This is a genomic window from Pseudomonas sputi, from assembly GCF_021603585.1.
Classification (GTDB): Bacteria; Pseudomonadota; Gammaproteobacteria; order Pseudomonadales; family Pseudomonadaceae; genus Aquipseudomonas; species Aquipseudomonas sputi.
In genome coordinates this window covers 57,153-82,623 of the sequence record NZ_BQHI01000012.1, presented here as the reverse complement: position 1 = coordinate 82,623, position 25,471 = coordinate 57,153, and the positions used below count along the sequence as shown (strand labels likewise).

Here is a 25,471-nt window from a genome sequence, read left to right as displayed (position 1 = left end):
TCGGCCCAGAGGCCGCCAAGTCCAAAACCCTGTCAAAACCCTGAACACACAAGCAGAAACACCCACCCCCATTGAAACCACCCAACCCCTGCCCCATCTAACAGCCATACCCAATTGCGCAGGTGCCCCATGAGCGACCAGCAAGAATTCCCTGAAAACCCAGACGACTACACCGAAGCCCAAGAAGACCACATCGAACACCACGTCCCCGGCAAAGGCCTGGCCCTGCCCGGCCAGAACCTGCCGGACAAGGTCTACATCATCCCGATCCACAACCGCCCGTTCTTCCCGGCCCAGGTCCTGCCGGTCATCGTCAACGAAGAGCCCTGGGCCGAAACCCTCGAACTGGTCAGCAAATCCGAACACCACTCCCTGGCCCTGTTCTTCATGGACACGCCCCAGGAAGACCCGCGCCACTTCGACACCAAGGCGTTGCCGCAATACGGCACCCTGGTCAAGGTGCACCATGCCAGCCGCGAAAACGGCAAACTGCAATTCGTCGCCCAGGGCCTGAGCCGCGTACGCATCAAGACCTGGCTCAAGCACCACCGCCCGCCGTATCTCGTGGAAGTCGAATACCCGCACCAGCCCACCGAGCCGACCGACGAGGTCAAGGCCTACGGCATGGCGCTGATCAACGCGATCAAGGAACTGCTGCCGCTCAACCCGCTGTACAGCGAGGAGCTGAAGAACTACCTCAACCGCTTCAGCCCCAACGATCCGTCGCCGCTGACCGACTTCGCCGCTGCCCTCACATCGGCCACCGGCAATGAGCTGCAAGAAGTCCTCGACTGCGTACCGATGCTCAAGCGCATGGAAAAAGTCCTGCCGATGCTGCGCAAGGAAGTCGAAGTCGCGCGCCTGCAAAAAGAAATCTCTGCCGAAGTGAACCGCAAGATCGGCGAGCATCAGCGCGAGTTCTTCCTCAAGGAACAGCTCAAGGTCATCCAGCAGGAACTCGGCCTGACCAAGGACGACCGCAGCGCCGACCTCGAACAGTTCGAGCAGCGCCTGGAAGGCAAGGTCCTGCCGACGCAGGTGCAAAAACGCCTCGAAGAAGAGATGAACAAGCTGTCGATCCTCGAAACCGGATCGCCGGAGTACGCGGTCACCCGCAATTACCTCGACTGGGCGACCTCGGTGCCTTGGGGCGTGTACGGCGAGGACAAGCTTGACCTCAAGCACGCGCGCAAGGTGCTGGACAAACACCACGCAGGGCTTGAGGACATCAAGGACCGCATCCTCGAATTCCTCGCGGTCGGTGCCTATAAAGGCGAAATCAGTGGCTCCATCGTGTTGCTGGTCGGCCCGCCGGGCGTGGGTAAAACCAGCGTCGGCAAGTCCATCGCCGAATCCCTCGGCCGGCCGTTCTACCGCTTCAGCCTCGGCGGCATGCGTGACGAAGCCGAGATCAAGGGCCACCGCCGCACCTACATCGGCGCGCAGCCGGGCAAACTCGTGCAGGCGCTGAAAGACGTCGAAGTGATGAACCCGGTGATCATGCTCGACGAGATCGACAAGATGGGCCAGAGCTACCAGGGCGACCCGGCCTCGGCGCTGCTGGAAACGCTTGATCCGGAACAGAACGTCGAATTCCTCGACCATTATCTGGACCTGCGGATGGACCTGTCGAAAGTCCTGTTTGTCTGCACCGCCAACACCCTGGACTCGATTCCCGGCCCGTTGCTGGACCGGATGGAAGTGATTCGCCTGTCGGGCTACATCACCGAAGAAAAAGTCGCCATCGCCAAGCGTCACCTGTGGCCGAAACTGCTGGAAAAGGCCGGCGTGTCCAAGGGCAGCCTGAGCATCAGCGATACCGCCCTCAAAGCTTTGATCGACGGCTACGCCCGTGAAGCCGGCGTGCGCCAGCTGGAAAAACAGATGGGCAAACTGGTGCGCAAAGCGGTGATGAAGCTGATCGACGACCCGAAAGCGGTGATCAAGATCGGCCCGAAAGACCTTGAAGCGTCACTCGGCCATCCGGTGTTTCGCAACGAGCAGGTGCTGTCCGGTACCGGCGTGATTACCGGCCTGGCCTGGACCAGCATGGGTGGCGCGACCCTGCCGATCGAGGCCACGCGGATCCACACGCTCAATCGTGGTTTCAAACTCACCGGGCAACTGGGCGATGTGATGAAGGAGTCGGCGGAGATCGCCTACAGCTACGTCAGTTCGCACCTCAAATCCTTCGGTGGCGATCCGAAGTTCTTCGACGAGGCTTTCGTCCACCTGCACGTGCCGGAAGGCGCGACACCGAAAGACGGCCCGAGCGCCGGCGTGACCATGGCCAGTGCCCTGCTCTCCCTCGCCCGTAACCAGCCGCCGAAAAAAGGTGTGGCGATGACCGGCGAGCTGACGCTGACCGGGCATGTGCTGCCGATTGGCGGGGTGCGCGAAAAGGTGATTGCGGCGCGGCGGCAGAAGATTTTCGAGTTGATTCTGCCGGAGGCGAATCGCGGCAACTTCGAAGAGCTGCCGGATTACTTGAAGGAAGGCATTACGGTGCATTTCGCCAAGAAATTTTCGGATGTGGTGAAGGTCTTGTTTTAACCCGATGCAACCAAGGCATTGCCTCTATTGGAATGCCTTGGTCCAAATAACCAAACGAAGATTCCCTATCGCAAAAAACGATAAAAAACTGTCAACTTTTACAGTACCCCGTCGCCCCACCTGCGCTCAGACTTCCCTTTCGACTTAGTCATTCAGGGAATCCATCAATGTCAACACAATCGAATATTTCCGATTATTTTACGGTTACACAAAACGGCCAGGAACTCTTCGAAACCGACCATATCGCGGTAAAGCAAGAACAAGGCTACATAACAATCGAAGGATCCAAGGAACTGGGTTTTCCGAATGGACAGGCAATCAAACTTACAATTGATCCATCAACGCCTGACGGCGAGCACGAATTCAAGAGCGGTGAGAAGCTAATGGAAGTTTTCTACCTCAACGTAAAAGGAACACAGTACGCCTACAGGGGAACGTTCAATTCCGAGTTGGACAACACCAACAGGAAATATCGAATTGGTTTTGTACTTGATTTCCACGGCCATCACGATCCTATTCAGGTGCAACTCGACGTGAGTGGATAAAGTCTCCCCAGACTCTGGCTGATCGACAGCGCGCAGCCTTGGCCTGCGCGGCTTTGGTCACACTTTGTCTCATCTTCAGTTATGCTCGCCGTTCGTCGCCAACGCCGGAGCCACTGAATCCATGTCCCCCCTTCGCCTGTTTGCCCCCCTGTCCCTCGCCCTGCTGGCCGCCTGCGCCACGCAACCGAAAACCAACGTGACCGTGGAAAAACAGAGCCAATGCCCGGTGCGCCTGACCAACGGGCAAAACCTGATCGTCATGCTCCCGAGCAACCCCACCACCGGTTACCGCTGGGCCATCCAGGATTCCGCCGGCGGCGTATTGCGCGCCCTCAGCCCCGAGGTCTACAGCAACCCGGAAGATGCCGGCGTGGTCGGCGCGGCTGGTCTGTCGACCTGGCGCTTCCAGGCCTTCGCCACCGGTACCGGTCGTCTGCGCCTGACTTCGCAACAACCGTGGGCGCCGGAAGTGTTGCCGGTAGAAACCTTTGACTGCGCCATTTCGGTGAACTGATCGTGGGCTGGCTGATCCTCGCGCTGATGGGCGCCGTGACCTTTCTCTACGGCGTCAGCACCCATGCCGCGTTGCTTTGTCTGCTGGTCAAACCGCTGCCGGTGCTGGCGTTGCTGGGCTGGCTGCACGATGCGCCGCCGAGTGACTATCGGCGCTGGATCAGCCTCGGTCTGATTTTCTCGTTGGTCGGCGATGTGTTGCTGGCGTGGCCGGGGGATTTGTTCGTCTTCGGTCTCGGCGCGTTTCTGGTCGCGCATCTGGCGTATCTCAAGGCTTACCTCAGCGATTGCCGACGCCTGGCCCTGCTGCCGCTGATCCTGGCGCTCAGCGTCGGAGCCGTGTTGTTGGGAATACTGATTTCCAGCGGACTCGGGCCATTGACCGTGCCAGTGATCGTCTACGGCACCGCCATCAGCGCCATGCTCTGGCGTGCCCTGGCCCGACTCGGCAGCGGCGTACCGCAACGTTCGGCACTGCTGGCAGCGGGCGGTGCTGTGGCGTTCGTGTTCTCCGACAGCGTGATTGGCATCAACCGGTTCGTGTCACCGTTCAATGCGGCGCCCTACATCATCATCCTCAGTTACTGGCTGGGGCAGTGGGGGATTGCGGCATCGGCGTTTTCACAGAGCAAACGTCCGCAGCTGTGAGTCGGCGGTTTATCAGACAACCCGCGCATCGGCGCGCCAGTTTGGCTAAAATGCCGGCCTTTTCATCGACACCGCCGGAACCGCCGTGAGTAAAGAACCCGATCGCATTTTCGCCCAGCCGATGGCCCAGGTGCCTGACTTCGCTTTCAACGAAGACGTGGTGCGGGTGTTCCCGGACATGATCAAGCGCTCGGTGCCGGGTTATCCGACCATCGTCGAAAACCTCGGTGTGCTCGCAGCGCAGTTCGCCCAACCGAACAGCGTGCTCTACGACCTTGGCTCATCGCTTGGGGCCGTCACTCAAGCCTTGCGTCGTCATGTGCGCACCGACGGTTGCCGGGTGATCGCAGTGGATAACTCGGCGGCGATGGTCGAGCGCTGCCGCGAATACCTCAATGGTCAGGATTCGATGTTCCAGGAGTTGCTGCCGGTCGAGGTGATCGAAGGCGACATCCTCGCCCTCGATTTCAAACCGGCCTCGGTGGTGGCACTGAACTTCACCCTGCAATTCATCGCCCCGGATCAGCGCACGGCGCTGCTGTCGCGTATTCGCCAATCGTTGCTGCCGGGCGGCGCGCTGATTCTGTCGGAGAAGCTGCGCTTCAATGACGCCGAAGAACACGCGCTGCTGACCGACCTGCACGTCGCGTTCAAACGCGCCAACGGCTACAGCGAACTGGAAATCGCCCAGAAGCGCAGCGCCATCGAAAACGTCATGAAGCCCGACAGCCTCGAAGAACACCGCGAACGCCTGCTGGCCGCCGGGTTCTCGAAAGTCGTGCCGTGGTTCCAGTGTCTTAACTTTGCCTCGTTGATTGCCTTGCCATGATTGATCTGTCCCCCCTCGCCCGCCGTCTGGCCGGCACGCCGCTGGCCGAATGGGCCAGCACCCTGCAAGTGCAGCTCGACAAGAAAATGGAGAAAGGTCACGGTGATCTGGAGCGCTGGCAAAGTGCGCTGGACGCCCTGCCGAAGATCCAGCCGACCGAAGTCGACCTGCTCGACGGCCTGAAACTGGACACCGATTGCGACGACGAAACCCGCGCACAAATGCGTACGGCGCTGATGGGCCTGTCGCCGTGGCGCAAGGGGCCGTTCGACCTGTTCGGCGTGCACGTCGACACCGAATGGCGCTCGGACTGGAAGTGGTCGCGGGTCTCTCCGCATCTGGATCTGAAGGGCAAGCGCATCCTCGATGTCGGTTGCGGCAACGGCTACTACATGTGGCGCATGCTCGGCGCCGGCGCCGACAGCGTGATCGGCGTCGATCCGAACTGGCTGTTCTTCTGCCAGTTCCAGGCGGTGCAGCGTTATCTGTCCGAACCGAATGCCTGGCACTTGCCGTTCCCGTTCGAAGACCTGCCGCCGAATCTGGAAGGCTTTGACACGGTGTTTTCCATGGGCGTGTTCTATCACCGCCGCTCGCCGATCGAGCATTTGCTGGCGCTGAAGGATTGCCTGGTAAAGGGTGGCGAACTGGTGCTGGAGACGCTGGTGGTCGAAGGCGACAAGCATCAGGTGCTGGTGCCGGAAGACCGTTATGCGCAGATGCGCAACGTGTGGTTCCTGCCATCGGTGCCGGCGCTGGAATTGTGGTTGCGTCGTGCCGGTTTCACCGATGTGAAATGCGTGGACGTGAGCACCACCACCGTTGAAGAACAGCGCGGGACGGAGTGGATGAAGTATCAGTCGCTGAGCGATTTCCTTGATCCGCTGGATCACAGCAAGACGATCGAAGGGCTGCCGGCGCCGATGCGGGCGGTGATTGTCGCGAAGAAGTAAATCCTCCGAACACCACAAAACCTGTGGGAGCGGGCTTGCTCGCGAAGGCGGTGTGTCAGGTACATCAATGTCGCCTGGAACTCCCTATTCGCGAGCAAGCCCGCTCCCACATTGGATGTGTGTTCAGTCTGCCGGTTTCGCGCGCCGCGCCCTGAAAAACTCGGTCAACACCGCCCCACACTCCTGCGCCAGCACCCCACCTTCATACAACACTCGATGGTTGAGAAAGCCCTGAGTGAAGAACTGTCCCTGGCTCTGCACAATCCCGGCCTTGGGCTCCAGCGCGCCGTACACCACGCGGGCAATCCGCGAATGCACGATCAGCCCGGCGCACATGCTGCACGGCTCGAGCGTCACGTAGAGCGTGCTGCCCGGCAGGCGATAGTTGCGGACAGCCTGAGCGGCGGCGCGGATGGCGACCATTTCCGCGTGGGCACTCGGGTCGCTGGCACTGATCGGGCAGTTGAAGCCACGACCGATGATCTCGCCATCCTGCACCAGCACCGCGCCCACCGGCACTTCGCCGAGGGCTGCGCCCTGTGCCGCCAGTTCCAGCGCCTCACGCATGAAGTCGCGGTCACGGCTGCGGTCGATGATCGCCGCGGGGCGAATCTGGCGCATCACTTCACCTCGATGGCGGCCATCAGGCCGGTTTCCATATGGTCGATCACGTGGCAGTGGAACATCCACACCCCCGGGTTATCCGCCACCAGCGCCACTTGCGCACGCTCGTTCTTGCCCAGCAGATACGTGTCGGTGAAGTACGGCACGATCTTGTGCCGGTTCGACGCAATCACCTTGAAGCTCATGCCGTGCAGGTGGATCGGGTGCTGATACTGGGTCATGTTCTTCAGTTCGAAAATATAGCTCTGACCCAGTTTCAGGCTGGCGATCGGCCGGTCGGCGCAGGTCTTGTCGGTGATGTCCCAGGCCTTGCCGTTGATCTGCCACAGGCTCGGTGGCTTGCCGTTGTCGACATTCACCGACACCGAACCGACCCATTCGAAATTGAAGTTGAGTTTCTCGGCCCTGGCCAGGTCCGGCTCGGCCACCGGGTTGGCCGGCAGTGCTTTCGGCCAGTCGGTCGGCGCGTCGTTGTTGGCCACCGAACGCAGGGTGCCCAATCGAACCGGACCGTTGCGCAGCGACAGTTCCTCGCCGGCCGGCGGTGCCTTGATCGCCAGGCAGATGCGCATGCCGGGGCCGAGCCAGTATTCCTTGCCCAACGGGCGCGGCTCGACCGGGTTGCCATCCAGCGCATAGATCTGCGCTTCAACGCCGGGAATGTTGATGCGATAGGTCAGGGTGTTGTCGAGATTGAGCAGGCGTACACGGGTGATCTGTCCGGCCGGCAGTTCGATCACCGGAGTCGGCACGCCGTTGATGGTCGACAGCCGCCCCGCCGTACCGCCACGGGCCGCTTCGCGCGGGATGCTGAACTCGACGAAGTTGCCCTCGTCGTCGATGTGCCAGTTTTTCAGGCTCAGGGTCTTTTCGTATTTGAACCCGGTCGGCTCGCGTTCCTCGACGATCAACGGCCCGACCAGACCGCGCCCCAGTTCTTCGCTGCTGCTGACGTGCGGGTGATACCAGTAGCTGCCAGCGTCCGGCACCCGGAATTTGTAATCGAAGTATTCGCCCGGCAGCACCGGTAATTGCGACACGTACGGCACGCCGTCCATCTCCAGCGGCAGACGAATCCCGTGCCAGTGAATGGTGGTGGCCACCGGCAGATGGTTGATGAACCGCACCCGCAGCCACTCGCCCTGACGCACGCGCAACTCAGTGCCCGGCGCCGACGGGCCGAAAGCCCAGGCCTGGGTCTTGTGCCCCGGCACCAGCTCGACGTCCAGTGGGGCGGCGATCAACTCGTAGTCATGTCCCGCATTGGCATCGGCCACCTTGCCCAGCCAGTAACGCGTCGCACCACCGGCTCCCGCGCCAACCACTGCAAGACCGGCCAGGCCACCGAGGATTTGTCGACGGGAAAAGGACATGGACACAACTACCTCACATATCAACCGCAGGCCAGGGCGCCCGCAAAAGGCGAATACGATACACCTGCGCTTGCGAAACAGTAAGGGTGACGCGGCGGATGGCCGCAGTTTGATCGGGCGGGTGGTACATGGATACCGCAGGGTCCCTGCGTGAATGGGTGACTCTGTCGACCTCTCTCTCAAGGAATAGAGCGAATGACCCCAGCAGATCCCCGTCCCCTGCCAAACGCCGCCGACAAGGCCGCCCTCAGGAACATGGCCACGCAAGTCGTCGCAGCTTGTCCGAGCCTGAATGACACGGCCCGTCAGGTTGCCACCGAGCTGCTCGCAAGACACGGCATGACCGGCGTCGACCCCGATCATGTCTATTTCCACCGATTCAGAACCGCCCAGAGCCTGTCCGTATCATTCACCGGTTGGCAGCACTACGGCGAAAAGCCCTATGAAAGCCTGACCCTGACGCAATTGGTCATTCACCGGTTTCGCGCCACGGATCAGGACAACGCAGACCTGCTGGATCTCTATGGCGGTTTTTACACCGCGGGCCCGGAAACCGAAAACTTCGATGCAACCAACGAAGTGCGCCTGCACGGCAACGAGGTCTTGAACGACTTCTGGAACATCAACTTCAGCGAGCGCTACCGCAACACACTGCAAACCTTCTGGAGCCGTCACGCCAGCGAGTTCCGCACCCTGGCCAAATGCAGCTTCCTCCATAAAGCCATCGAAGCGCGAGATCTCGGCCACCTGAGTGACCAAGACTTTCAGGCAGTGATCAATGCGCTGTGCGGCCCGCTGACCTGGCCCGTCAACCTGCACACCCTGCAATGCGAAGCCGAGCCCGGTCATGGCCTACGGGTCTGCAGGCTGGAAATCGACGGTCATGTGGCCACCAACATGCTGCGCATCATCGACTCGCAGGGGAGGCAAATTGTTTATGTACCCGGAAACAGCGACGCGTTCCACGTGCTGGACACGCCCGCCGCTCTTCACTGGTGGGCCCTGCAACAATTGAAAGACAACGTGCCCCGTGAACGTCTTCTCGATCATTTCCAACTGGCCGACCGACACTCGATCAGCGAGAACATCAATGATCTGACAGATCGATTGGTCAACACCTGGAGCCACAGTGACCATCATTTGGTCAATTCAAGGGAACGGGCAATAACAGGGGATGCATTCACCTGGCTTCGCGATTCCACTCGCGATGCGATGTTTGCCGAAGCCGACCTGTCTTTGACGTCGAATGGCGATCTGCGCAAGAAATTGTGGATCGGCTACCTCAGTGCCGGCCTGAAAGTGTTCGCACCGATGGCCATGGTGGGCTGGCCTGTCGCATTGCCGGTGATTGGCGCCAGCCTTGCGAACATGGGCCTGAACATTGACAAGGCGGTAATCGGCAAAACCGCCGGGGAGCGCAAGGAAGGTGTTCTCGCAGCGGTCCTCAGTGGTATCGATGCGCTGCTCAATATCCCGTTCCTGAAGGGAACCGGGGCACTGGCGGAGCTTGATGAGTCTTTGCAAGCGATCGAATCAAGCGAAGTGACTGACGCCGGTGCAGCATCGGAACTGGAGTCGGAGCATCCGAACGAAATTGTTCCTGCCATGGAAGAGCTGTCGCCCGGCCCGTCCGAGACCCTGCCGCGATCCAGGGTCCCGCAGAAGTATCAGTCCAACGAAGTGCTGGACGGACTGACACCGGTATCGGAGCCCGGCAAATACCAGGGGATCTACAGGCTGAACACCGAGCCTTCCTGTGCAATCGTGATGAACGACGCAGCTTATTACGTGCGGTACTTCAACGACTCACAAGGTCGCGGATTCTGGGCGATCGTCGACCCGGGCAAACCCCATCAGCTGATTCATGCATTACCGGTGCGATTGAACAGTGAAGGTGTGTGGGAACGGATGACTCCACTGGGGCTCAAGGGCGGCGGTCAGTGTCTCGGCAAACAATGCACCCTGGAGGTGGCCATGGAACTCGACACGCTCGAGACGGCCGCCGAAGAAACAGAACAACCCCCGCCGCAATCGGCCCCACAAACGCCAGTGACCGCCGAACCTCAGCCTTCGACTTCAGCTTCGCCTGTAACAAACGACATCCGCCTGGTCAGAACGCCGTACGACGTCGACCCCGCGCGTCAGCAGGAACTGAAACGATGGGCCATGCAATTGCGCGAAACGCATGTTCAGCTGCAGGTCGGCCCTGATGGCGGGTTGATCGCATCGGATCGATACACCCCGAATTTCACCGAGAAGGCCAGAGCCCTGCTGTTTTCCGCGAGACGTTTCTACCACGATCTTTCATGGACGAACCTGCCGCCCCGCCCGCCGATTCCTGCTGTCACTCCTTCAACGACCTTCGCGGATTTCATTGCCCAGGCACTCGAGGCCGCGCCGGGCCTGGTTATCGGCGAAACCCCGGGGCGCATCACCAGCATGCGACTGATCATTCAAAACATGCCCGTTCTGGCGCGCCAAGGGGTCAAAACCCTCTACGTACGCCGGTTGCTCAGCGACTTCGCCCAGGCTGACCTGAACAGCTATTTCAAGTCCGGGGTCATGTCCGACGACCTGCAAAAGTACCTGGCCCGGCTCGGCACCGACCCGGCGGCACAGTTCGACGAACTGGCACTGGTGAAAAGTGCCAGGCAGAACGGCATTCGGGTCCAGGCTACCGACTGTACGGCGATGTATAGAAAACCCGTTTCGCTGACCCGACCACAAGAACAGATCGCGACCAATCACCTTACAGCCGACATCATGTTCATGGACAAATCGCTGAATGACGTCGGCAAATGGGTGGTGCTGACGGGGGTGGAAAACACCAACACATTCAGGGGCGCTGCCGGCATCAGCGAGCTGGAGGGGGGGATCGGGATCCGCATTGAAGAGGTAGATCCGGGGCAAGGCGAACAGTTGACGACAGACCCGGGCATCGACTTCGAACGAGGCCCGCACCCGCAGACAGCAACGATGCGCGGAAACTCCGATCCGCTGTACGCCGACATGCTGCTAAAAATGGAAGCGCCACCGGTGAGCCGAAGCGAGTTGCAGTTACACCGACTGCTTTATCACTCGGGCATGTATGTGTTTGAACGCTTTCAAGGCACCTACCGATTGTTTCACCGCAGCGTAAATGGAGAGATGGTGCAAACCCCGATCCAGACCTTCGCTGATGGACGCTATTACATCGATCGGCCATCCTGGGCTTCGATTCATCGTATTCCTTACGAAAACCTTGAACAGTTATCCAGCGCACTGAAACAAATGGGCCTGCAATTGCAAAGCCGCCTGCCGAACTGATCCAACGACGAGGCGATATTCTTTTCCGACACCGGGCACGCTTCCTTCGGCTTGCCCGGGTCGGGGGCATGCCTTCGCTGCGGAGTTTTCCTATCCACCTTTTGATCTGATACGACAACAGACAGTCCTCGCGTCTGACAGACGACTCTCGTCTGAACTTGAAATGATCGCGGTGTTTTTTCAACCACCACGCTCAAGGAAAGACTGTGGACACAACAAACGACATCACGCTGCCCAACTCCGATGACAGAAAGGCGCTCAGGGCCTTGGTGCCGGCACTGGTCGAGGCCTGCCCCGACATGTACGAAATGGCTTGCGCGATTGCCAGGGACATTCTTGATCGTCATGGCATCAAGGATCTGGAACCGGAGCAGGTTTACTGGCATCGATTTCGGGCGGCCCAGAGCAGCCCCCGAACCTTTACAGGCTGGGAGCACCTGTTCGAAACCCCGCGCGAATCGATGACACTGCCACAACTGGTGATCCAGCGATTCAGCGTGCACGACCAGGACAACGCCGACCTCCTGGATTCCGATGCCGGTTTCTACACCGCCGGTCCGCAGGCCAGCACCTACAACGAAACCAACGAAGTGCGGCTGCACAGCAGCGATGTGCTGAAGGCATTCTGGGCGATCAACTTTGCCGACCGCTACCGGCAAAAAGTGGATTCTTTCTGGAACAAACACGGCACGACATTCCGCACGCTGGCCAAATGCACCTTTCTGGCCAAGGCCATGGAAGATCGCGAAAGCGGTCGGCTGTCGGATGACAATTTCAAGGTGGCTGTCAAAGCCATCGCCGGCAATGTGAGCTGGCCGGTCACACGCAAGATGCTTGAGGATGAGGCATTGCCGCCCGATGGCCTGCGCGTGGGTCTGCTGAAAATCGGCGGCTTCGTTGCGACCGACATCCTGTGCATCACCGATGGCAAGGGCGGCGCAATCCTGTACGTACCGGGAGAAATCTGGGGTGTACACGCCTTGCAGAACGCTCGCGACCTGCATTGGTGGGTACTGTCGCAGATCAGAACGCCTTCGGATCGAAAGCGCTTCATGGCGCATTTCCAGGTCGCCGATCACGACATCATGGAGGACACGTCCTGGCGAGCCGTCGCAAAACGGCGCTGGCTCGGGCTCCTGGAGCCCATGATTGGAATCGTTTCGGAGCTTTGGCGCGCGCCGCATATCGAGAATGTCGGGCTCAACCATGTACTGGACCTGCTGGTCAGTACCTGGGACAGCGATGATCACACGCTCGTCGCCCACACCGGCGACGCGCTGGACAAGGACATCTTTTCTTTCCTGTCGACAGCCACCCAGGCCCGCATGATCAGCGATGCGGAGTTCATGATGCATACCAATGGCGATCTGCGAAAAAAGCTGTGGATCGGTTACCTCAACGCCTTTAATCGAATGTTTGGTCCCATGGCAGCGGTTGGCTGGCCGGTGGCGCTGGCGGTTGTCGGTGCCGGTATCGCCAACGTCGGTCTGCAAATCGATCAAGCGGTCAATGGCAAGACCCCTCAGGCGCGCAAGGCCGCCGTGACCGGCGCCCTATTTACCGCCATCGATACGCTGTTCAACGCTACGTTTATCAAAGGCAGTGGTCGACTGCCGGAGATCGCCGAGACCGATACCGTCATTGCTTCGCAGGAAGCCATTGCTCAAACCGGACTGTCCATTGCAGCAGAGGAAAAACTTGCCGCAGCGGCCGCAGCTCGTTCGCCACTGCCTGACCTGGCGCAAATCGCACCGAAGCAAGTGCTACCTGCACAACCCGAAGATTTTCTCGCGTCATTCAAGACGGTTCCCGGCGAGGGGACGCGGATCGAAGCCGGTAATCTCAAATTTCAGGACATCATTCAGACGGCATCCGGCAAGCAGTACATCTACATGCGCCGTGCCTCCGGCGACGGCTTTTATCAGGTTCGCTACGTCGAACAGATGCGTGGCTGGGTCATCATCGATCCGGCCAATCCCCATTCGTTTTATCGCAACGTGCCGGTGCGCCTGAATGAGGCGCGCCAATGGGAGACTGTCGCACGCCCCGGACTCAGGGGCGGTATGAAAATTTTCGGCGAGTGGCCCTGGGGGCACACGGCCGATCCGCTGCCCGATGTCTCGACAGAACCGATGCCCTATGATGTCCCCGGCTCATCCAGAACGACGATGCAGCCCTTGGCAGAAGCCCGCGTCGATGACTTTCCGCTGGACAGCGTCAAAGGCAGTGACCGCCTCTATCAGGCGTTCAAAACCACTCGCCGCAGTCTGTATGACGACGCCATCAACTTCTATGCCGCCCCGAATCAGCCACCGCGTCCAACGGTGCCTGCACTCAAGACCGGCACTTCCTTTTCCGACATGAGCAAGCGCGTGCTCAAGGAAGCGCCCGGCCTGGTCATCGGTCAGGACAACGCCACCTCGGGCGCCCGGCAAGTGCTGATCGACAACCTGAAGGTCATGAGCAAACAGAAGGTCAAGACCTTGTACCTGGATCATCTGCTGACCGATTTTCATCAGTTGGATCTCGATACCTTCCACAAGACCGGCAAGATGTCCCCCGCGCTGGAAGACTATCTGAAATTTCTGGATTCCCGCTTCGGCACTGATCCGGCCTCACCCCACGCTTACACTGAACTGGTCAGGACCGCACAGAAGAATCATATCCGCGTGCAGGCCCTCGACTGCATGGCCAGCCGGCGCTTTCCGCTCATGGAGCAAACATCCGAGATCAGTAGCCGGAAGATGATGAATTACTTTTCCGACACCGTGATCCGTGCGGACCAGGCAGCCAGAGGCGCACATCGCTGGGTCGCACTGGTCGATCAGGAGCGCGCCAGCACCATGGGCAATGTCTCCGGGCTCAGTGAACTGGAAGGCGCCGTCTCGCTGCGTGTCGAGGAGGTTGATCCAGGCCTGGTGCGCGGAATCACGACCGACCCTGGCAAGAAAATATTCGATCTGCTGAAACGGCCCGTCGACCAGATCAAGAGTGACTTGAGACTGCAACTGGAAGCGCCTGCCCCCCTCACCACGGCGCGCACGCTCGACGAGGCACTGCCACGCGCAGGCATGTTCATGCTTAAGGTCGAAAACGGCCAGTCGATGCTGGTCCATCGCAGTGGTAACGGCCAACTGGTGAACACGCCTGTCCAGCAAGATGGAGGCGGTATCTTCGTGACACGACCACGCTGGACTTCTATCAGTGGTCGCCACTTCGAGAGTGTCCAGGCACTGTGCCAGGCGCTGGAGGATGAAGGCCTGAGTCTGATGCGGGTCCGCATCGATCCCAAGGCGCCGCCCGGCAGATCACCTGTCGTCGGCGAACCGCAGCCCACGCCTTCAGCCTCGGCCGGCAGCGCGACGGGGATGTCTGCCCCCGCTTCGACGGTGACGGATACGCCGCAGGTCGCTTCGCCTTATGACATCCCGCCTCAGCACCGCCAGGCATTGACGGAAGCGGTCAACGGCCATGAACCACTCCTGCTGTCAGACGCTTTTGCGGTCAACGAATCCGCCGAAGCCTATGCCGACTTCAAGTCCCTGAGAGCACAACTGCAACAGGATGCTGTCCGCTTTTACGCGGATCCACCCCTCCCCCCGCGCCCGGCCATACCGCCACTGGACCCTGCCTCGTCAGGCCCCACCATCATCGCCCGGCTATTCGAAGAGTTTTCAGGTCTGGTTGTCGGCGAGAGCCATTCAGAGATCGGCGCCAAACAGTTTCTTATCGACAATATGCAAACCCTGGCCAGGAACGGTGTAAAAACAATCTATCTGGAACATCTGCTGACAGACTTCCACCAGGCGGCACTGGACAACTTTGCCAGGACATCGGTAATGCCCAGGAGTCTTGAGTGGTATCTGATCAGTCAGGACCTGGGACATCTGACCGATCCAACCGGGCGCTATACCTTTCTCAACCTGGTAATCGAGTCAAACAAGCATGGCATCCGGGTTCAGGCTATAGACTGCATGGCAAGTTACCAGCTGGGCGGGATGAACACACGCGAACTGGCGATCCGGCAAAAAATGATGAATTTCCATGCCCGGACCGTGATCAGCGCAGATCAGGCAGCACGCGGTGCACACCGCTGGGTGGCGCTGATGGGGAACTCCCACTCCAACACCTTTGAAGGTGTCGCGGGGGTCAGTGAGCTGGAAGGCGCTGCTGGTTTGCGCGTCGAGGATGTGGCCCAAGGGCACTCGAACGGTATCGAACCCGATCCGGGCAAAACGTTTTTCGACGACAATGGCGCCTCGGCAGGCGTGGCCAGAGGCGACTTGCGTCTGCAGGTAGAAACGCCCTGGTATGCGCAAACAAAAGCGGAACTGGAAAAACTGCTGACCCGACCGGGGATGTACACCTTGAAGCGAGAACCTCGGCAAACCCTCCTGTGCCACCGATCCCGCGAGAACCAGATGGTGCAGACTCCGATCGAGTTCGAATCCGGTCGTTTTTTCATCGAACGCCCATCATGGCCCACACTCCATGAAAAACGCTTCGACAGCATCGATGCGCTGCTCAAGGCACTTGATCAACGCGGCATGACGCTGGCCGGCTGGTCGAAACCCTTGTAACTGAACACAAAAAAGCCGTGTGAATCACTGATTCACACGGCTTTTTGAATCGCCTGCGTTTATGCCTTCAGGGCGTGGTCAGCCCCTCTAGTGAAGCAGTCAGTTACCGTTGAGATTCGCACCAGCCTGACAAACAGGGACTACCTTCCGTAGAATGCCCGCGTGGCTATGGAACACCTTCCTTCTAAACCCCTGATGACCTAGGGGTTCCGCTCTCCACACCGCGCCTGCTGCTTGCAGGCGTTTTTACATCAGCTGTAGATACGATGCTGCAGCTCGTCCACGACGGCGCCTCAAGGAGAAAATCAAGCATGAATCAGGAGCTGTTCCTGCGTCGCCGTAGCAAAGTTCACGTCCCGATGGGCACTGGCGGTGCCACGCGCGCTCAGGTCGCGTCGGCTATCCGGGAAATCGCGGCGTTCCGATGCGTACTGTCAGAGCCTCTGATTGAACAAATCGGCCTGTTGTCGGCGACAGAACTCAAGTACTGGTTGCGTGACATTGTCAGAGTTCTTCGGCGCAGGAGTGGCGCTCATGTGCACCACCGGCCGTTTTATCCTGACTTTCCGGAGCAGGTTCTGACGGCCTCAGAAGCCGAGTTGTACCTTAACGCCGTCATGCATTACCTCTCGCTTCGACGTTTACCAGCGACTGAAGAATCTCGACCTCCACTGCTTGAAGGCAACTTCATACCCTGGGTTATCGAACCGGGAAGCATCCCTGAATTCGAGTCACTGCTCGAGTCGCTGGCTGCATCACGCACTTCGCTCTCCGAAGAGGAAGCGGCCGATGTCGCGTGGTTTATCCGCGAGTACAAAAGTGATGTGTTCCGTCTGCTGCCTGAGGTCATCCCGTTCCGGGAGATCCGGGCACAGATTGGCGGCGCACTGATCCTGCATGTCGCTGGCGATGCTCGGGTGGACGCATTTCTGGAGCAAAACGTCGAAACGGCGACTGACGTGCTTCGACTTGCAATTGCACTGAATGACGGAGACGTGTCACTGGCCACCGCCACGACACGTTTCAAAGCGATGAAGCGCTCGATGCGCCGTCTGCTGTTGAGTCTGCTCGATCGATTACCCAACGCTAGAGAAGACGTTATGCGGCAAGCCGAGCGATGGAAACGCCTGACTGAAGTGCTTCATCCGGGTGACTACGCCGATAAGTACCCACGAGCGCTGGCCGCCATCACCGCAGCGCGTCGCAACGAATCGCCAGCCTCGTTTGGTTCACGTGTCGAAACACTGTTCGCCCAGCGCGAGATTGCCGAGCTTGTGCCCGTGCTACAAAGCCGTCCCGGTGAGTTCGCACGACGGCTGGACGCGACACTGCGGCGCGCGACGGAACCGGAGCCGGTTCTCGATGCGTTCGAGGCTGTTGCACCACAAGTGTCCTCGCCTGTCCTGCTGCAGTTGCTGGCCCAGTCACGTGCGCCGCGCCCCCTGCCTCTTCGGGCCTTCACACCGAAAGGTTCATTCGCCAAAATCTTTGGCATCCAGGATCGCCGCGAACCTCTCACATCTGAAGTGTTGGCGCGCGCAGCGCGAATCTGTGAAGACGCTCTGGTAAAGCGCTTCGCGTCACTGCCGCCATTGGGCCGCTGTTTCATCGATCCAGCGTTACGCGATTACCGGGTACCGTTGGCGCAGCGTGCTTCATCGAAGTCACTGCGCACGCTGGTGCGAGGAAGTCGCTTGCCGATGCCCGACACACGTTTCATTCGCCTGTTCCTGTGGTGGAAGAATGGTGGTGCGCGCACCGACATCGACTTGTCCGCTGCATTTTTTGACACCAACTTCGTATTCAAACAAACGGTCGCGTATTACAACCTGAGGGATTTCGGCGGTTACCACAGCGGCGACATCGTCGACGCGCCCAACGGGGCCTCCGAGTTCATCGACCTCGATCTTGACGTCCTCGTCGAGAAAGGTATCCGTTACGTCGTCACGTCTATCAACTCGTTCACCGAACAGCCGTACTGCGACCTTCCCGAATGCTTCGCTGGCTGGATGGCCCGCGCCGATACGGCATCGGGTGAAATATTCGAGCCGCGAACCGTGTTTGATCGAATCGATATCGCGTCCGACACACAGATCTGTCTGCCATTTGTGATGGACTTGCAAGAGCGGCGCGTGATCTGGGCCGACCTGGGACTGACTTCAGCTCCCCGGTGGAACAATGTCGGGAACAACCTCAGCGGAATATCGTTGATGCTGCGGGCTCTGGTACATACACCACGGCCTGATCTGGAGACATTGTTCGATTTGCATGTGCGAGCACGAGGCGAACGAGTGGCTTCGCCGCAGCAGGCACAAGCGGTGTTTGCACCTGATCAAGGGATAACACCGTTCGATACGGATTTGATTCGGTCGCAGTTCCTCTAATACCCGCGCCCGCCTCCACACTTTCCGCCCAAAAACAAAAATGCCAGTCAGATTAACTGACTGGCATTTTCTTTAACCCCTTTTGCGCCTCTGCGAATCCAACCTTGAATTCTAGAGGGCGCGACGCGGGATCATTCCCACTCAATCGTCGCCGGCGGCTTGCTCGACACGTCGTAAGTAACGCGCGAGATACCCTCGATTTCATTGATGATGCGGCCGGAAACGGTTTCCAGCAGTTCGTAAGGCAGGTGTGCCCAACGTGCGGTCATGAAGTCGATGGTTTCCACGGCGCGCAGGGCCACGACCCAGGCGTAACGACGGCCATCGCCGACCACGCCTACCGATTTCACCGGCTGGAACACGACGAAGGCCTGGCTGACCTTGTGGTACCAGTCGGCCTTGCGCAGTTCTTCGATGAAAATGTGGTCGGCGCGACGCAGCAGGTCGGCGTATTCCTTCTTCACTTCACCGAGGATCCGCACGCCCAGGCCCGGGCCCGGGAACGGGTGACGGTAGACCATGTCGTACGGCAGGCCCAGTTCCAGGCCCAGACGACGGACTTCGTCCTTGAACAGTTCGCGCAGTGGCTCGACCAGTTTCAGGTTCATCTCTTCCGGCAGGCCGCCCACGTTGTGGTGCGACTTGATCACGTGGGCCTTGCCGCTTTTCGCGCCAGCCGACTCGATCACGTCCGGGTAGATAGTGCCCTGAGCCAGGTACTTGATGTTGTCCAGCTTGCAGGATTCGGCATCGAACACGTCGATGAAGGTGCGGCCGATGATCTTGCGCTTCTTCTCTGGATCGGCTTCGCCGGCCAGGTTGTTCAGGAACTGGTCTTCGGCGTTGGCACGGATCACCTTGACGCCCATGTTCTCGGCAAACATGGCCATCACTTGCTCGCCTTCGTGCAGACGCAGCAGCCCGTTGTCGACGAAGACGCAGGTCAGCTGATCACCGATGGCCTTGTGCAGCAGCGCCGCAACCACCGAGGAATCCACACCGCCGGACAGGCCCAGCAGCACGTTGTCGGTACCGACCTGCGCGCGGATGTTGGCAATGGCGTCTTCGGCGATCTTGGACGGAGTCCACAAGGCTTCGCAGCCGCAGATGTCGAGCACGAAACGCGACAGGATGCGACCGCCCTGCTTGGTGTGGGTCACTTCCGGGTGGAACTGCACGCCGTAGTAAGCGCGCTCGTCGTTGAACATGCCGGCGATCGGGCAGCTCGGGGTGCTGGCCAGGATGTGGAAATCGCTCGGCATTTTGGTGACCTTGTCACCGTGGCTCATCCACACGTCGAGGCCGAACAGGCCGTCGGCGTCGATGTGGTCTTCGATGCCATCGAGCAGACGGCTCTTGCCGACCACGTCAACGCGGGCATAACCGAACTCACGCAGCTCGGAGCCTTCAACCTTGCCGCCCAGTTGCTCGGCCATGGTCTGCATGCCGTAGCAGATACCGAAGACCGGTACGCCCAGATCGAACACCGCTTGCGGGCAGCGCGGGCTGTTGGCTTCGTGCACGGACTCGGGACCGCCGGCGAGGATCACGCCTTTTGGCGCGAACTCGCGGATCGCATCCTCGTCCATGTCGAACGGGTGCAGTTCGCAGTACACACCGATTTCGCGCACGCGGCGAGCGATCAGTTGGGTGTATTGCGAACCGAAGTCGAGGATCAGGATGCGGTGAGCGTGAATGTCGAGGGCCATGATTCAGTCTCGTCTAAGTAATTCAGAAACAGTCTTGATTCAGAAACAACTCGGGGCTGAATAAAACAGCCCCGGTCATTTAACGTTTTGCTTGAAGCCTCAACCTACGCGGTAGTTTGGCGCTTCCTTGGTGATCTGCACGTCGTGGACGTGGGATTCGGCCATGCCGGCACCGGTGATCCGCACGAACTCTGGCTTGGTGCGCATTTCTTCGATGTTGGCGCTGCCGGTGTAACCCATCGAAGAACGCAGACCGCCCATCAACTGGTGAATGATCGCGCTCAGGGTGCCCTTGTAAGGAACACGGCCTTCGATGCCTTCCGGAACCAGCTTCTCGGCGCCTGCCGAGGAGTCCTGGAAGTAACGGTCGGAGGAACCTTGAGCCTGGGACATGGCGCCCAGCGAACCCATGCCGCGATAAGCCTTGTACGAACGGCCCTGGAACAGTTCGATCTCGCCCGGCGCTTCTTCAGTACCGGCGAACATCGAGCCCATCATCACGCAGGACGCACCGGCCACAATGGCCTTGGACAGGTCACCGGAGAAACGGATGCCGCCGTCGGCGATCAACGGAACGCCAGTGCCTTCAAGGGCTGCGGCGACGTTGGCGATGGCACTGATTTGCGGAACGCCGACACCGGCGACGATACGGGTGGTGCAGATCGAGCCAGGGCCGATACCGACCTTGACGGCGTCGGCGCCAGCTTCGGCCAGAGCCTTGGCAGCGGCACCGGTGGCGATGTTGCCGCCGATCACCTGCACTTCAGGGAAATTCTCTTTGACCCAGCGAACGCGGTCGATCACGCCTTTGGAGTGACCGTGTGCGGTGTCGACCACCACCACGTCCACACCGGCATTGACCAGTGCGGCAACGCGATCACCGGTGTCTTTACCGGTACCGACCGCCGCGCCGACGCGCAGACGACCCTGGTCGTCCTTGCTGGCCAGCGGGTAGGCCTTGGCTTTTTCGATGTCTTTGACGGTCATCATGCCTTTGAGGGCAAACTTGTCGTCGACGATCAGGACTTTTTCCAGACGGTGCTTGTGCAGCAGCTCGCGGACTTCGTTCTTGTCGGCGCCTTCGCGAACAGTGACCAGACGCTCTTTGGGCGTCATCACTTCACGAACGGTGGCATCCAGACGGGTTTCGAAGCGTACGTCACGGGAGGTGACAATGCCGACCAGGTCGCCATCGTGCAGCACCGGAACGCCGGAAATGTTGTGCATGCGGGTCAGTTCGAACAGATCACGAACCGTGGCGTCAGCCTCGATGGTGATTGGGTCCTTGACCACACCGGCTTCGAACTTCTTGACCTTGCGAACTTCGGCAGCTTGCTGCTCGATGGTCATGTTCTTGTGGATAATGCCGATGCCACCTTCCTGAGCCATGGCGATTGCCAGACGGGCTTCGGTGACGGTGTCCATGGCGGCAGAAACCAGAGGAATGTTCAGCTCGATGCCACGGGTAAGGCGGGTCTTCAGACTGACTTCGTTAGGAAGCACCTCGGAATAACCGGGCACTAGGAGAATGTCGTCGAAGGTCAGAGCTTCTTGGCTGATACGCAGCATCGCGGGGGCTCCCGAGCGGGAAAATGGAAGCGCGCCATTATACTCAGACACCCTACCGGGCTCAATGTAAAACTTGTCTTATATCAATGTTGCTGATGTACGGGAAAAACGCCCCCTACAACTCGACCTTGACCCAACTCACCGGTTGATCCAGCCAGTCGGCGAATTCGTCGATAAAACTCTGCTTGAAGCCCGCCTCCAGCCAGTTGTTGAAGATGAAACCGAGGTTGGAAAAACCACATTCCTGCAAAAACAGGAACCCGTTGATGTCGTCCTCATGCCCGCATTCAGGACAGGTGAAGTTGTCGGTGCGCCCCGGCATCCAGTCTTCCAGGCTTTCGAACAGCGCTTCGCCGATTTCCTGACGGCACTCGGCGCAACCGGCCTCTTCGAGAAAACCCTTGGCCGGGGTGTAGATGCAACGCTTGGTGATGACCTCCAGCCCATTGATCGGCTCACCGAACGGCAGCGCCTCGGGGTGCAGCACCACCGCGCGGGCGCCATCGGCGATGGCGTAGGCCATGCGATTGCCGGTACGCCCGCAGGTGCTCAGTTCTTCCTTGACGATGTTCTTGCGCACCAGCCAGCGCAAAATCGCCCGGGCCCGGGGTTCATGCACCGGCAGATTGGAGATTTTCGGGACGATGATGCTTTGGGAATTCATGGTGCAAGCCTGCTGCGTCAAAGGATGTTCTGCGACGAACGCGGCCGGCAGCTTAATCCCTGACAAAATCCGGTCAAGTGCTTAAATAGCGGCCGATCAGCGCAATCCCGCTCGCCAGCACCAGCCAGGTCACCAGCCGCACGAAGGCCTCGCGGGACAAGCGCATGGTCAAGCGCCGCCCGACCCACAAGCCCAGCGCCATGGCCGGCATCAGGCACAGCGCAAGCATCAACAAGGGTAGCTCGGCATATACCCCGGCGATGGCAAACAGGCTCAAACGCACCACCGTGCTGCAACTGATCAGCGCACTTTGCGTGGCCCGCGCCGCGTCCTTGGGCAGTCGACTGTTGAGGTAGATCGCATAAAGAAAGCCGCCACTGCCAAACAATGCGCCGAACAGCCCGCCCACCGTCCCCATCGGCAACGCCCACCCGGCAGACAACTGCGCCGGTCGCGCCCTGATCCACAAGCTGTAAACCGCGTAGCCACTGATGAACAATCCCATCAACAGCAGCAAAAGATCGGACTTGAGGTTAAGCAGAAAAATCACCCCCAGCGTGCACCCCACCGCCATCCACGGCAGAAGCCGCAGCAGTTCCGGTTTCGCCACATCCCGCCGCGACGGCAGCAGGTTGCCGAACGCCGCGACAAAATCCAGCAGCACCAGCAATGGCACGATCTTCGACAGCGGCATGAACAGAATCAGAATCGGCCCCGCCACCAGCGCCGTACCGAATCCGGCAATCCCAAACACGATGTAGGCCAGCGCGATGGCCAGTCCGATCACCACCCAGCCCTGCGCGCCCCACGACCATTCGCTCAACAACCCCGCCCCACTCATTCGCTCGCTTCCTTAATAAGCCTGCGATGACTTTAGCCAGCGCCGAGGGTTGCGACTAATATCATCGAAACTGCCAAGCCATCTCGAAAAGGCATGCCTCGTGCTTTCAACCCGTCAATTACGCTACTTCGTGGAAATCGCCGAGAGCGGCAGCTTCAGTGCCGCAGCCGAACGGCTGTTCATTGCTCAGTCGGCGCTGAGCCGGCAGATCAAGGACATGGAAACCCGCCTGCACACGCCGCTGTTCGAACGCACCGCGCGCCAGCCCCGGCTCACCGCCGCTGGCGAAGCGTTCCTGCCCCGGGCGAGAAACCTGCTCAATGAATTGAACAAGGCGAGCACTTTGGCCACGCAAATCGGCCAGGGCCAGCGCGGTACCTTGCGTGTCTGTCACTCCAGTACCGTACCGATCGGTGGCCGATTGTTGCGCGACATGAGCGCTTACCTGGAGCAGCAGCCCGGGGTTTCGCTGGATATCGGCACGCTGTCATCGGAAGCACAACTTGAAGAACTGACCGAGGGCCGCCTCGATATCGGCCTTCTGCGCCTGCCGGTGTTGCGTCAGCGTGAAGGTGTTCAAATTGTGCCGCTCTACACCGAACGCTTGCTGCTTGCCGTGTCGGCGAATCATCGACTGGCATTGGCGGACGCCGTCGACCTGGCGCAATTGAAGGACGAAGCGTTCATCTCTATCCCGCACCCGCAGCGCGGCGGGCTGAGCTATTTGTGCGCCGAGCTGTGCATGCGTCACGGCTTCTTCCCACAGGCTGCGCGGGTGATGTCGCGCAAGACCACACAGCTGCAATTGATCCAGGCCGGATTCGGCATCGCTCTGCTGCCGGAATCGATGCAGGACATTGCGCCTGCCGGTGTGAGATTCCTGCCACTGACCGGCGATTGCCAAAGCACCGTCGCCCTCGCGTCTCGGCAAAATCCCACGCCTCTGGTGCAACACTTCCTCCAGACATTCACCGGCGAATGCCTTTAAACTGCGCCCCATGATTAAAGATCCCTTTGCAAGACTCGGCCTGGACCGCGAAGTCCTGACCGTCAGCCAGCTCAACGGCCGCGCACGGGTGTTGCTCGAAGACGTGTTCAGCAACATCTGGGTCGAAGGCGAAATCTCCAACCTCGCCCGCCCGGCGTCCGGCCACGTGTATTTCACGCTCAAGGACAGCGGCGCGCAGGTGCGTTGCGCGCTGTTCCGCCAGAATGCCGCGCGCGTGCGGCAGGCACTGAAGGATGGCCTGGCAGTCAAGGTGCGCGGCAAGGTCTCGCTGTTCGAAGGGCGTGGCGACTATCAGTTGATCCTCGACACTGTGGAGCCGGCCGGTGACGGTGCCCTGCGTCTGGCCTTCGATGCCTTGAAGGAAAAGCTCAGCGCCGAAGGCCTGTTCAGTGCCGAGCGCAAAGTACCGCTGCCGGCTCACCCGCAGCGCATCGGCATCATCAGTTCGCCGACCGGTGCGGTGATCCGCGACATCATCAGCGTATTCCGCCGCCGCGCACCGCAGGTACAGCTGACGCTGATCCCGACCGCCGTTCAGGGCCGCGAAGCCACCGCGCAAATCGTCCGCGCCCTCAAACTCGCGGATGCCCGTGGTTTCGACGCGCTGATCCTGGCCCGTGGCGGCGGCTCGCTGGAAGACCTCTGGTGTTTCAACGAAGAGGCCGTGGCCCGCGCGGTGGACGCCTGCGTCACGCCGATCGTCAGTGCAGTCGGCCATGAAACCGATGTGTCGATCAGCGACTTCGTGGCGGACGTGCGCGCACCGACGCCGTCCGCTGCGGCTGAACTGCTTGCCCCGGATTCCAGCCACCTGATCCGGCAGGTCGAAAGCCTGCATCGCCGGCTGGTGATGCGCATGCGTGACCGCCTGATGCGCGATCGCCTGCGCCTTGAAGGCATGACCCGCCGCTTGCGCCATCCTGGCGAACGTCTGCGCCAGCAGGCACAGCGTCTGGATGATCTGGACATGCGCATGCGCCGCGCCTTCGAGCGCCAGCTCAATACCCGCCGCGAACGCCTGATCCGCCTGGAAACCCGCCTCGCCGGGCAACACCCGGGACGCCAACTGGCCCTGTTGCGCCAGCGTCTCGACAGTCTCGCCGAACGCCTGCCACGTGCGATGAACGAAGGTCTGAAACGCCGCCGTTTACAGTTGCAAAGCCAGATGCAGACCCTGCACGTGGTCAGCCCGCTGGCGACCCTGGGTCGCGGCTATAGCATTCTGCTGGATGAACGCGGCAACGCGATCCGCAACGCCGCGCAGACCCACACCGGCCAACGCCTCAAGGCCAGACTGGGCGAAGGCGAACTGCAAGTGCGCGTCGAGGACAATCACCTGACGCCCGTCACCCTCTCTTTACTGGACTGATC

General features: G+C 60.0%; 17 protein-coding genes. 11 read left to right on the top strand and 6 right to left on the bottom strand.

Annotation, left to right across the window (positions count from 1 at the left end; translation table 11 throughout):
* Positions 1–129: 129 nt before the first annotated feature.
* The 6 genes from lon to cmoB all read left to right on the top strand — a co-directional run bounded on the left by lon (position 130) and on the right by cmoB (position 6,041).
* Positions 130–2,553 carry an endopeptidase La gene (lon, locus tag L6D81_RS17725; RefSeq protein ID WP_236181249.1) on the top strand — a complete coding sequence of 808 codons (2,424 nt, stop codon included), beginning with the start codon at positions 130–132 and terminating at the stop codon, positions 2,551–2,553.
* Between the two features lie 167 nt (positions 2,554–2,720).
* Positions 2,721–3,098, top strand: a complete 378-nt coding sequence (locus L6D81_RS17720; protein WP_236181248.1) for a hypothetical protein — start codon at positions 2,721–2,723, stop codon at positions 3,096–3,098.
* A 121-nt stretch (positions 3,099–3,219) separates the two neighbouring features.
* Entirely contained in the window at positions 3,220–3,612 is a 393-nt protein-coding gene (locus tag L6D81_RS17715; RefSeq protein WP_236181247.1) for a protease inhibitor I42 family protein, read from the top strand.
* 2 nt (positions 3,613–3,614) lie between these two features.
* Positions 3,615–4,259, top strand: coding sequence for a lysoplasmalogenase (locus L6D81_RS17710; RefSeq protein ID WP_236181246.1), 645 nt, complete (start codon positions 3,615–3,617; stop codon positions 4,257–4,259).
* 121 nt (positions 4,260–4,380) lie between these two features.
* Complete coding sequence (gene cmoA, locus L6D81_RS17705) at positions 4,381–5,088, top strand: carboxy-S-adenosyl-L-methionine synthase CmoA (RefSeq protein WP_219736936.1); 708 nt, start codon at positions 4,381–4,383, stop codon at positions 5,086–5,088.
* Entirely contained in the window at positions 5,085–6,041 is a 957-nt protein-coding gene (gene cmoB / locus L6D81_RS17700) for a tRNA 5-methoxyuridine(34)/uridine 5-oxyacetic acid(34) synthase CmoB (RefSeq protein WP_236181245.1), read from the top strand. Before cmoA ends, cmoB begins: the two co-directional genes overlap by 4 nt.
* 123 nt (positions 6,042–6,164) lie before the next feature.
* Here cmoB and tadA read toward each other — a convergent pair whose 3' ends face one another.
* Both tadA and L6D81_RS17690 read right to left on the bottom strand, forming a co-directional pair.
* Positions 6,165–6,662, bottom strand: coding sequence for a tRNA adenosine(34) deaminase TadA (gene tadA / locus L6D81_RS17695; protein WP_236181244.1), 498 nt, complete (start codon positions 6,660–6,662; stop codon positions 6,165–6,167).
* Entirely contained in the window at positions 6,662–8,038 is a 1,377-nt protein-coding gene (locus tag L6D81_RS17690) for a multicopper oxidase family protein (protein ID WP_236181243.1), read from the bottom strand. The genes tadA and L6D81_RS17690 overlap by 1 nt, the downstream gene beginning before the upstream one ends.
* A 195-nt stretch (positions 8,039–8,233) precedes the next feature.
* Between L6D81_RS17690 and L6D81_RS17685 the strand changes: the two genes are divergently transcribed.
* The 3 genes from L6D81_RS17685 (at position 8,234) to L6D81_RS17675 (ending at position 18,308) form a co-directional block, all read left to right on the top strand.
* Positions 8,234–11,344 (top strand): membrane-targeted effector domain-containing toxin, encoded by a 3,111-nt coding sequence (locus L6D81_RS17685; protein ID WP_236181242.1) that lies wholly within the window; start codon positions 8,234–8,236, stop codon positions 11,342–11,344.
* Between the two features lie 206 nt (positions 11,345–11,550).
* Positions 11,551–15,924 (top strand): membrane-targeted effector domain-containing toxin, encoded by a 4,374-nt coding sequence (locus tag L6D81_RS17680; protein ID WP_236181241.1) that lies wholly within the window; start codon positions 11,551–11,553, stop codon positions 15,922–15,924.
* Between the two features lie 311 nt (positions 15,925–16,235).
* Positions 16,236–18,308, top strand: coding sequence for a TerD family protein (locus L6D81_RS17675; RefSeq protein ID WP_236181240.1), 2,073 nt, complete (start codon positions 16,236–16,238; stop codon positions 18,306–18,308).
* Between the two features lie 131 nt (positions 18,309–18,439).
* Here L6D81_RS17675 and guaA read toward each other — a convergent pair whose 3' ends face one another.
* From guaA to L6D81_RS17655, 4 genes are all read right to left on the bottom strand, one after another.
* Positions 18,440–20,017, bottom strand: coding sequence for a glutamine-hydrolyzing GMP synthase (gene guaA / locus L6D81_RS17670; protein WP_011335797.1), 1,578 nt, complete (start codon positions 20,015–20,017; stop codon positions 18,440–18,442).
* A 99-nt stretch (positions 20,018–20,116) separates the two neighbouring features.
* Positions 20,117–21,586: an IMP dehydrogenase gene (gene guaB, locus L6D81_RS17665; protein WP_011335798.1), complete on the bottom strand. Its 1,470-nt coding sequence runs from the start codon at positions 21,584–21,586 to the stop codon at positions 20,117–20,119.
* Positions 21,587–21,701: 115 nt separating this feature from the next.
* Complete coding sequence (locus tag L6D81_RS17660) at positions 21,702–22,250, bottom strand: sugar ABC transporter ATPase (protein ID WP_236181239.1); 549 nt, start codon at positions 22,248–22,250, stop codon at positions 21,702–21,704.
* 73 nt (positions 22,251–22,323) lie between these two features.
* A complete protein-coding gene (locus tag L6D81_RS17655; RefSeq protein ID WP_236181238.1) occupies positions 22,324–23,091 on the bottom strand; it encodes a sulfite exporter TauE/SafE family protein in 768 nt (255 codons plus the stop codon).
* A gap of 100 nt (positions 23,092–23,191) precedes the next feature.
* On the opposite strand from L6D81_RS17655, the gene L6D81_RS17650 reads away from it, so the two are divergent.
* Both L6D81_RS17650 and xseA read left to right on the top strand, forming a co-directional pair.
* The gene (locus L6D81_RS17650; RefSeq protein ID WP_236181237.1) at positions 23,192–24,079 is read left to right on the top strand and encodes a LysR family transcriptional regulator; all 888 of its coding nucleotides are present in this window, start codon (positions 23,192–23,194) and stop codon (positions 24,077–24,079) included.
* A 10-nt stretch (positions 24,080–24,089) separates the two neighbouring features.
* A complete protein-coding gene (gene xseA, locus L6D81_RS17645) occupies positions 24,090–25,469 on the top strand; it encodes an exodeoxyribonuclease VII large subunit (protein WP_007956669.1) in 1,380 nt (459 codons plus the stop codon).
* The last annotated feature ends 2 nt before the right edge of the window (positions 25,470–25,471 follow it).

What these genes read in the sequence shown, in the direction of transcription:
- lon (WP_236181249.1), top strand. Translation starts at nt 130, where the DNA reads ATGAGCGACCAGCAAGAATTCCCTGAAAACCCAGACGACTACACCGAA.
- L6D81_RS17720 (WP_236181248.1), top strand. Translation starts at nt 2,721, where the DNA reads ATGTCAACACAATCGAATATTTCCGATTATTTTACGGTTACACAAAAC.
- L6D81_RS17715 (WP_236181247.1), top strand. Translation starts at nt 3,220, where the DNA reads ATGTCCCCCCTTCGCCTGTTTGCCCCCCTGTCCCTCGCCCTGCTGGCC.
- cmoA (WP_219736936.1), top strand. Translation starts at nt 4,381, where the DNA reads ATGGCCCAGGTGCCTGACTTCGCTTTCAACGAAGACGTGGTGCGGGTG.
- cmoB (WP_236181245.1), top strand. Translation starts at nt 5,085, where the DNA reads ATGATTGATCTGTCCCCCCTCGCCCGCCGTCTGGCCGGCACGCCGCTG.
- tadA (WP_236181244.1), bottom strand. Translation starts at nt 6,662, where the DNA reads ATGCGCCAGATTCGCCCCGCGGCGATCATCGACCGCAGCCGTGACCGC.
- L6D81_RS17690 (WP_236181243.1), bottom strand. Translation starts at nt 8,038, where the DNA reads ATGTCCTTTTCCCGTCGACAAATCCTCGGTGGCCTGGCCGGTCTTGCA.
- L6D81_RS17685 (WP_236181242.1), top strand. Translation starts at nt 8,234, where the DNA reads ATGACCCCAGCAGATCCCCGTCCCCTGCCAAACGCCGCCGACAAGGCC.
- L6D81_RS17675 (WP_236181240.1), top strand. Translation starts at nt 16,236, where the DNA reads ATGAATCAGGAGCTGTTCCTGCGTCGCCGTAGCAAAGTTCACGTCCCG.
- guaA (WP_011335797.1), bottom strand. Translation starts at nt 20,017, where the DNA reads ATGGCCCTCGACATTCACGCTCACCGCATCCTGATCCTCGACTTCGGT.
- guaB (WP_011335798.1), bottom strand. Translation starts at nt 21,586, where the DNA reads ATGCTGCGTATCAGCCAAGAAGCTCTGACCTTCGACGACATTCTCCTA.
- L6D81_RS17660 (WP_236181239.1), bottom strand. Translation starts at nt 22,250, where the DNA reads ATGAATTCCCAAAGCATCATCGTCCCGAAAATCTCCAATCTGCCGGTG.
- L6D81_RS17655 (WP_236181238.1), bottom strand. Translation starts at nt 23,091, where the DNA reads ATGAGTGGGGCGGGGTTGTTGAGCGAATGGTCGTGGGGCGCGCAGGGC.
- xseA (WP_007956669.1), top strand. Translation starts at nt 24,090, where the DNA reads ATGATTAAAGATCCCTTTGCAAGACTCGGCCTGGACCGCGAAGTCCTG.